The 6743-nt window shown below is 64.5% G+C and carries 7 protein-coding genes; 4 read left to right on the forward strand and 3 right to left on the reverse strand.

Translation table 11 applies throughout. The features are described from left to right. Positions 1-48: 48 nt before the first annotated feature. Positions 49-789, reverse strand: coding sequence for a GntR family transcriptional regulator (locus tag ABDB81_RS28940; RefSeq protein ID WP_346814248.1), 741 nt, complete (start codon positions 787-789; stop codon positions 49-51). A gap of 118 nt (positions 790-907) precedes the next feature. Here ABDB81_RS28940 and ABDB81_RS28945 point away from each other — a divergent pair, with 118 nt between their 5' ends. Both ABDB81_RS28945 and ABDB81_RS28950 read left to right on the forward strand, forming a co-directional pair. After that, positions 908-1774, forward strand: a complete 867-nt coding sequence (locus ABDB81_RS28945; RefSeq protein ID WP_346814250.1) for an amidohydrolase family protein — start codon at positions 908-910, stop codon at positions 1772-1774. A 30-nt stretch (positions 1775-1804) separates the two neighbouring features. Beyond that, complete coding sequence (locus tag ABDB81_RS28950; protein ID WP_346814251.1) at positions 1805-3067, forward strand: TIGR03862 family flavoprotein; 1263 nt, start codon at positions 1805-1807, stop codon at positions 3065-3067. A 16-nt stretch (positions 3068-3083) separates the two neighbouring features. Here the strand turns inward: ABDB81_RS28950 and ABDB81_RS28955 are convergent, their stop codons facing one another. Beyond that, the gene (locus tag ABDB81_RS28955; protein WP_137923481.1) at positions 3084-4433 is read right to left on the reverse strand and encodes an epoxide hydrolase; all 1350 of its coding nucleotides are present in this window, start codon (positions 4431-4433) and stop codon (positions 3084-3086) included. 310 nt (positions 4434-4743) lie between these two features. Here ABDB81_RS28955 and ABDB81_RS28960 point away from each other — a divergent pair, with 310 nt between their 5' ends. Next, a complete protein-coding gene (locus ABDB81_RS28960) occupies positions 4744-5256 on the forward strand; it encodes a sigma-70 family RNA polymerase sigma factor (RefSeq protein WP_160473626.1) in 513 nt (170 codons plus the stop codon). After that, positions 5257-6225, forward strand: coding sequence for a FecR family protein (locus ABDB81_RS28965; protein WP_346814252.1), 969 nt, complete (start codon positions 5257-5259; stop codon positions 6223-6225). 76 nt (positions 6226-6301) lie between these two features. On the opposite strand, the gene ABDB81_RS28970 is transcribed toward ABDB81_RS28965, so the two are convergent. Further along, the coding region (locus ABDB81_RS28970; RefSeq protein WP_346814253.1) for a calcium-binding protein at positions 6302-6743 on the reverse strand (442 nt) is incomplete at its 5' end.

Consider the following 6743-nt stretch of genomic DNA (forward strand, 5'->3'; position numbering starts at 1 on the left):
TCGTGTTTTATGGATTGCGGTGGGCGGTGGGCGGTGGGCGGTTGCGCGTCAGCGGATATCGGCCGTGTAGCGGAACGCGTAGGCGTCGCCACGGGTGAGCCGGTACTCGACGCATTGGCCCTGCATGTCATAGGCCTGCCGGGTCACGAGCGCGCAGGGGTGGCCGTCGGGCAAGGCGAGCGATGCGGCCTCTTCGGCGCCGAGCGGGCGGAACGTCACCTCGTCCATCGCGCGATGCACGGTGATGCCGCATTGCTGCCACAACAGCGGATAGAGCAGATCGCCCCAATCCGAGACGGGCAGGTCCTGCAAGCTGGCGCAACGCGGCAGCGGCAGCCAGATGGATTCGAGCAGGCGCGGTTGCTCCGCCACCCAGCGGCGACGCGAGATGGCAAGGCCACGTGCACCGGTCTCCAGCCCGAAGCGGCCGGCCATGGTCTTGTCGAGGCGCACCGCGCGGCACGACAGGATTTCCGAACGCGGGATGGCGGCGGATGCCGTTTCGGCTTCGCTGCGGAAACGGAAGAAGCGCATCATGCTCGCGCCACTGAGCCCCGTGCGCACGAAGGTGCCCTTGCCCTGCAAGCGTTCGAGCAGGCCCTCCTGCACCAGCACGGCAATCGCTTGGCGAATGGTGCCGAGCGCGATGCCGAACTCGGTGGCCAGCGCACTTTCCGCAGGAATGGCCGCGCCGGGCATCCATTCGCCCGAGACGATCTTCTGCTGTAGCCGGGCAGCAATCTGCCCATAGCGGCTTAATCCGGGGGCAGGGGTGGCAAGGTCTGGCATAAGGTTGGCGTTGTGAAGTCTGGAGCGTCCGTGTTAGATTCGACTCCTATAGAGGACTAGAGTACCCGGATGGGCCGTCGATGCCATATCAGGGCTTACCCGCACAGGAGATTTCCCCGTGTCCGAGACGAAAGACGCCACGCTGCTGGTCGATTGCCATTTCCATGTGTTCGATGCCGGCATAGCCGTGGCCGGCGCGCGCTATCGCCCACCCTATGGCGCCACGCTGGAGGGCTGGCAGGTGGCGATGGGGGGGCATGGCGACCTGCATGGAGTGGTGGTGCAGACCAGTTTCCTCGGCACGGACAACGGCGCGTTGCTTGCGGCGCTGCGCAGCATGCCGGAGCGGTTGCGAGGCGTGGCGGTGGTCGATCCCGGCATTGAAGACACGCAACTGGCCGTGCTCGACGAGGCCGGTGTGCGGGGCATCCGCCTGAACCTGTACGGTGACGATGGCTGGCGACGCATCGCGACTGCGCCGTGGCGCGCGTTGTTCGGCCGGATTCACGAACTCGGCTGGCATGTGGAAATCCATACGGGCAATGGCGAGGGTGCCGCCGTGTTGTCCGCGCTCGATGCTGCATTGGGCGCGACGCGCGTACCGGTGGTGCTCGACCACTTTGGCCGGCCCGGTCCGGCGGGCGCGGATGACCCTGTGTTCGACGTGGCGGCTGACGTGCGCACGCGCCGCGCGCTGTGGGTCAAGATCAGCGCGCCCTATCGACTGGCCGATGAGCAGGGCTGGCCGATGCTGATCGGGCGATGGGCCGAGGTGGCCGGGACCAATCGTCTGCTATGGGGCAGCGACTGGCCGTGGACCAACCACGAAGCGCCGGCCCGCGCCGACGAATGCCGCGCCGTACTGGCGTGGATCGCCGCGCAGCCTGAACTGGCCGACGCACTGCGCTGGCGCAACGCCGCCGCCCTCTATGGATTTGACGGAATTGCCGGATTTGCACGGCGTGGGGACGCGCAGCGCCTATAATGCGCCGGCTCCCCGATTCCCCTTCGCGCCATGCCTGATTTGCCCGTTTCTCCCATTCGCCATGATGGCGCCATCGTCATCGGTGGTGGCCCGGCTGGCCTCATGGCGGCCGAGATGCTCGCCGCGCAGGGCGTGTCGGTGGAGGTGTACGACGCCATGCCATCGGTGGGGCGCAAGTTCCTGATGGCAGGCCGGGGCGGGATGAACATTACGCACGCCGAGGCTGCCGACGCCTTTCTTGGCCGCTACGGTGCACGCGTGGACCGGATCGCGCCGCTGCTGGAGACTTTCGGCGCCGACAAGCTGCGCGCCTGGGTGCATGACCTTGGCATCGACACCTTCGTCGGCAGTTCCGGGCGCGTGTTCCCCACCGACATGAAAGCAGCGCCGCTGCTGCGCGCATGGCTGCATCGCCTGCGTGAAGCGGGCGTGGGCATTCATACGCGGCATCGCTGGATCGGGTTTGCGGATGCTGTCGATGGCTGGCACGTGCTGCGTTTTGCCAGCCGCGACGGCGAGATCGAAGTGCAGGCGCGCGCCGTGGTGCTCGCGCTGGGCGGCGGCAGTTGGGCCCGGCTCGGCTCCGATGGTGCATGGCTGCCGATACTGGCCGCGCGTGGCGTGGATGTGGCACCGCTGCAGCCCGCCAACTGCGGCTTTGATATCGCGTGGTCCGAACTGCTCCGCACGCGCCATGCGGGCGAGCCGGTGAAGGCCGTGGCGATGGATGTGACGCTCGACGATGGTACGACGCTGCATCGGCAAGGCGAATTCGTGATCAGCGAATCGGGTATCGAAGGCAGTCTGGTTTATGCGCTGTCCGCGCCGATCCGCGATCTCATCACGGCGCACGGGCATGCCACCATCACGCTCGATCTCGCACCGGGACGATCCGCCGAGGCGGTAGCTGCCGAAGTGGCCCACCCGCGCGGATCGCGCTCGGTGTCGAGCCACTTGCAAAGCCGGCTGGGCATCACCGGCGTCAAGGCGAGCCTGCTGCGCGAGGTGCTGTCGAAAGAGGCCATGCACGATCCCGTGGCGCTGGCGGCGGCCATCAAGGCACTGCCGCTGCGCCTCGAGCGCGCACGGCCCATCGATGAAGTCATCAGTACGGCCGGTGGTGTTCGTTTCGAAGCGATGAACGACCAGTTGATGCTGACCGCGCTCCCCGGCGTGTTCTGCGCCGGAGAAATGCTCGATTGGGAAGCGCCGACTGGCGGCTACCTGCTGACTGCCTGCTTTGCGAGCGGGCGCGTGGCGGGGGCAGGGGCCGGACACTACCTTCGAGGGTGATGCCGACCCGCAGCCGTTAGCGCACCGGACGGAACGCTTTGCGCAATTCCTCAGCGAACAGTTGCGGCTGCTCCCATGCCGCGAAGTGGCCGCCCTTGCTCACCTGGTTGTAATAGTTGAGCGAAGGGTAAGCCTGCTTGCTCCAGCTCTCCGGCGCCCGGTAGATTTCATGCGGAAAGACGGTGATGGCAACTGGCACCTTGATCTCGCGTGTCTTCTGCGCATCGGCGCTGAAATTGTTGTTGTTGTTCTCCCAATAGAAGCGCGACGACGCGGCGCCCGTGTTCGTGAGCCAGTACAGCGTGATGTCGTTCAGGATGGCATCGCGCGTCAGCACATTTTCCGGCACGCCATTGCTATCGCTCCAGGCGGCAATCTTTTCGTACGTGAACGATGCGAGGCCAGCCGGCGAGTCGGAGAGCGAATAGCCGATGGTCTGCGGACGCGTGACCATCATCGCGCCATACGCGGCGTTGCGGCCGAAGAACGTGCTCAGCGATTGGAAGGCGTCGCGCTCGGGTGCCGTCAGGCTAGCCGGCGCCGGATCGCCCGCGAGGATCGACTTCATCAGCGGTCCGGGCACGGTAGCCGGCATGTTCAGGTGAATTGCCAGCAGCCCCGGAGGCGCCAGACGCGCCAATGCATCGGAAACCACCGAGCCGTGATCGCCGCCCTGCGAGACGTAGCGCGTGTACTTGAGGCGCTTCATCAGCACGTCCCAGGCACGCGCGGTGCGATCCGGACCCCAGCCCAGTTCACGCGGAATGCCCGAGAAGCCGTAGCCCGGAATCGACGGGATGACCACATCGAACGCGTCTTCGGCTCGGCCACCATAGGCTGTCGGGTCCGTGAGCGGGCCGATCGTCTTGATGAACTCGAAGATGGAGCCGGGCCAGCCGTGCGTCAGGATCAGCGGCATGGCGTTGGGATGCTTCGAGCGGACGTGGATGAACTGGATATCCACGCCATCGATCCGCGTGACGAACTGGGGCAGTGCATTCAGTTGCGCCTCGGCCTTTCGCCAGTCGTAGTCCTTGCCCCAGTACTCCACGAGCGATTTGACCCGCGCAAGCTGGATACCCTGCGACTCGTCCGCAACGGTTTCCTGGTCAGGCCAGCGGGTGGCGGCGATGCGGCGGCGCAGATCGTCGAGCTGCGCTTGCGGGACATGAACCTTGAACGGGCGGATGCTTTCGTCGCCTGCCGCTACCTTGCTGGCGGGCGGCGTGGCCGAGTTGGCGGGCTCTGCCGCGTGAGCGTGCGGTGCGTGGGCAACCAGCGCCAGACTGGCCAGTGCGGCGCTGACCGCGAGGGCAAAGCGGGTGGAAGACGTGCGAGGGATGCTGCGGATCGAGACGCGTGACATGGATGGGCTCCTTCCTGAACTGCGCGTTGTGTTGGTGTTGGTTTTCGACCGTTGGGATCGTTCACGAACTGTCGTGACGGACGGAGTCTAGGGAGCCAGTGGTTGTTGAACGTGTCGTGTTACGCACGATTTGAACCGCTGTGTATCTATCCGAGGCCGAGATACAGAGCGATACGGAAGTGCAATGGCAGGCGGTCGTTTCGCCATAGGGCAACGGGATTTGGCTTTTCGCAACGCTCTTGGATCTCCATCCTTTATCTGTAAATGAGAATCGGTTACATTGTCGGGACTTGTCTCAGGTTGTCCTGTCATGACCGCCATCGATCCCGGCGCGCACTCCCACGTTGAATCCCTGTACGGACGCCATCACCAATGGCTGCAAGGCTGGCTGCTGCGAAAGATTGGCAATGCCTGCGATGCGGCCGACCTGGCGCAGGACGTGTTCGTACGCGTGCTGCACCGGAAAGTGGCCGACATCCGCGAACCGCGCACCTATCTCGGCACCATCGCCAACGGGCTGGTGATCGATTTCTGGCGGCGGCGCGAACTGGAACAGGCATGGCTGGAAACACTGGCGCATCTGCCCGAGGCCCACGCGCCATCTCCCGAGAGCCGGCTGCATTTCCTTCAGACCCTGATGGAAATCGATCGCATGCTCGACACGCTGAAGCCGCGTGTCCGCACTGCCTTCCTGCTTGCACAACTGGATGGGCTGACTTGCCCGCAGATCGCCGAGCACATCGGCATGTCGTTGGCCACCGTCGAGCGCTACATCGGCCAGGCATTGCGCCGATGCTACGAACTGCGGTTCGGCACCGAGTAGATGCCGGCTTCGCAGGCAGACCTTTCTTCGGAGATCGTCGATCAGGCCATCCAGTGGGCTGTGCGACTACTCTTCAATGATCCGAGCGATGACACGCGGCAGCGCTTCCTGGCATGGGAAGGCGCGGACCCTCGGCACAAGCTGGCATGGCAGCGCGTGCAGTCACTGCGCGAAGATTTCCCGCGCATTCCCGCACCGCTCGCGCTGGAGACGCTGCAGACCGCCGATGCCATCCGTGGCCGCCGACAGACCGGACGTCGACAGGCGCTCAAGGTGCTGGCACTCGGTGGCGTATCGGTACTGGGGCTGTCCACCGGCTACCACTACACGCCATGGCAACGCTGGCTGGCGGAAACCAGCACCGGCTTGGGCGAGCAGCGTACGTTGACGCTGGATGACGGCACGGTCATCGTGCTCAACACGGACACCGCAATCGATATCCGCTTCGATGCCGAACGGCGGGACGTCCTGCTCCGTCGCGGCGAAATCCTCGTCACCACCGGCCACGACGCCACACGACCGTTCCGAGTGCGTACAGCGTTCGGCACGATGCGTGCGCTTGGTACACGCTTCACAGTCCGACTCAACGAGGATGTTGTGCGCGTGAGCGTGCAGGAAGGGGCCGTGGCATTGCATGAAGACCGCGCTGCGAAGGCGGTCGCCCAGGCCGGCACGACGTGGGAGATGACGCAGACCTCAAGCACGAAGCGCACCGCCTCCGCCATATCGCCCGACAGCTGGGCCAACGGCCAACTCTCCGGCAGCAACATGCGCCTGGAGGATGTGCTGGCCGAACTGGCGCGCTACCGCCACGGCCGCATCGATTGCGATCCATCAGTGGCAAACCTGACGGTGTCTGGTGCATACCGCATTGACGACACGGACCGGACATTGCGCTTCCTGGAGAAGGCACTGCCGATCCGGGTGTCTTATTTCACGGGGTATTGGGTGAGGGTGGGGAGGGGGTGAAGATTGGCTGTGGTGGGTGAAACTGCGCCAGAGTTTTTTTCGAACCCTGGCGCACGTCATGCACGCAACTATTGCGTTACTTCCAGCTCGCCGCCAAAGTGGCGCCAAGCGCGGATTGATACTCCGCGCTCAACGTTATCTGGCCAGGTGCCGGCGGCGAAAACTGCGCCATCGCTGACACCAGTGAATCGACTTGCGATTCGAGCAACTGCTTGCCATCGGCCGTGGCAAACCTTTCTACACGACTTCCCTCCGAAGAGAACCATCCGGCGATGGTCATGCTGTCCGTAGTGCCGATCTGGCTCACCAATAGATCCGAACCAGACTGACGGAACCAGATCTGATCGTAGGAAATAGCCTGATCAAACGACAGAAGATCGGAGTTGCCGGCCGTCTTGTCGTTCTCCACGATGCGATCGGCGCCACCTCCTTTCGAGAAAACATAGGTGTCGTTTCCTGTGCCGCCGTACAGCGTATCGTTGCCGGCACCGCCATCGAGGATGTCAGCACCGTCGCCG

Origin of the sequence: Cupriavidus sp. DL-D2 (assembly GCF_039710735.1) — a bacterium.
Classification (GTDB): domain Bacteria; phylum Pseudomonadota; class Gammaproteobacteria; order Burkholderiales; family Burkholderiaceae; genus Cupriavidus.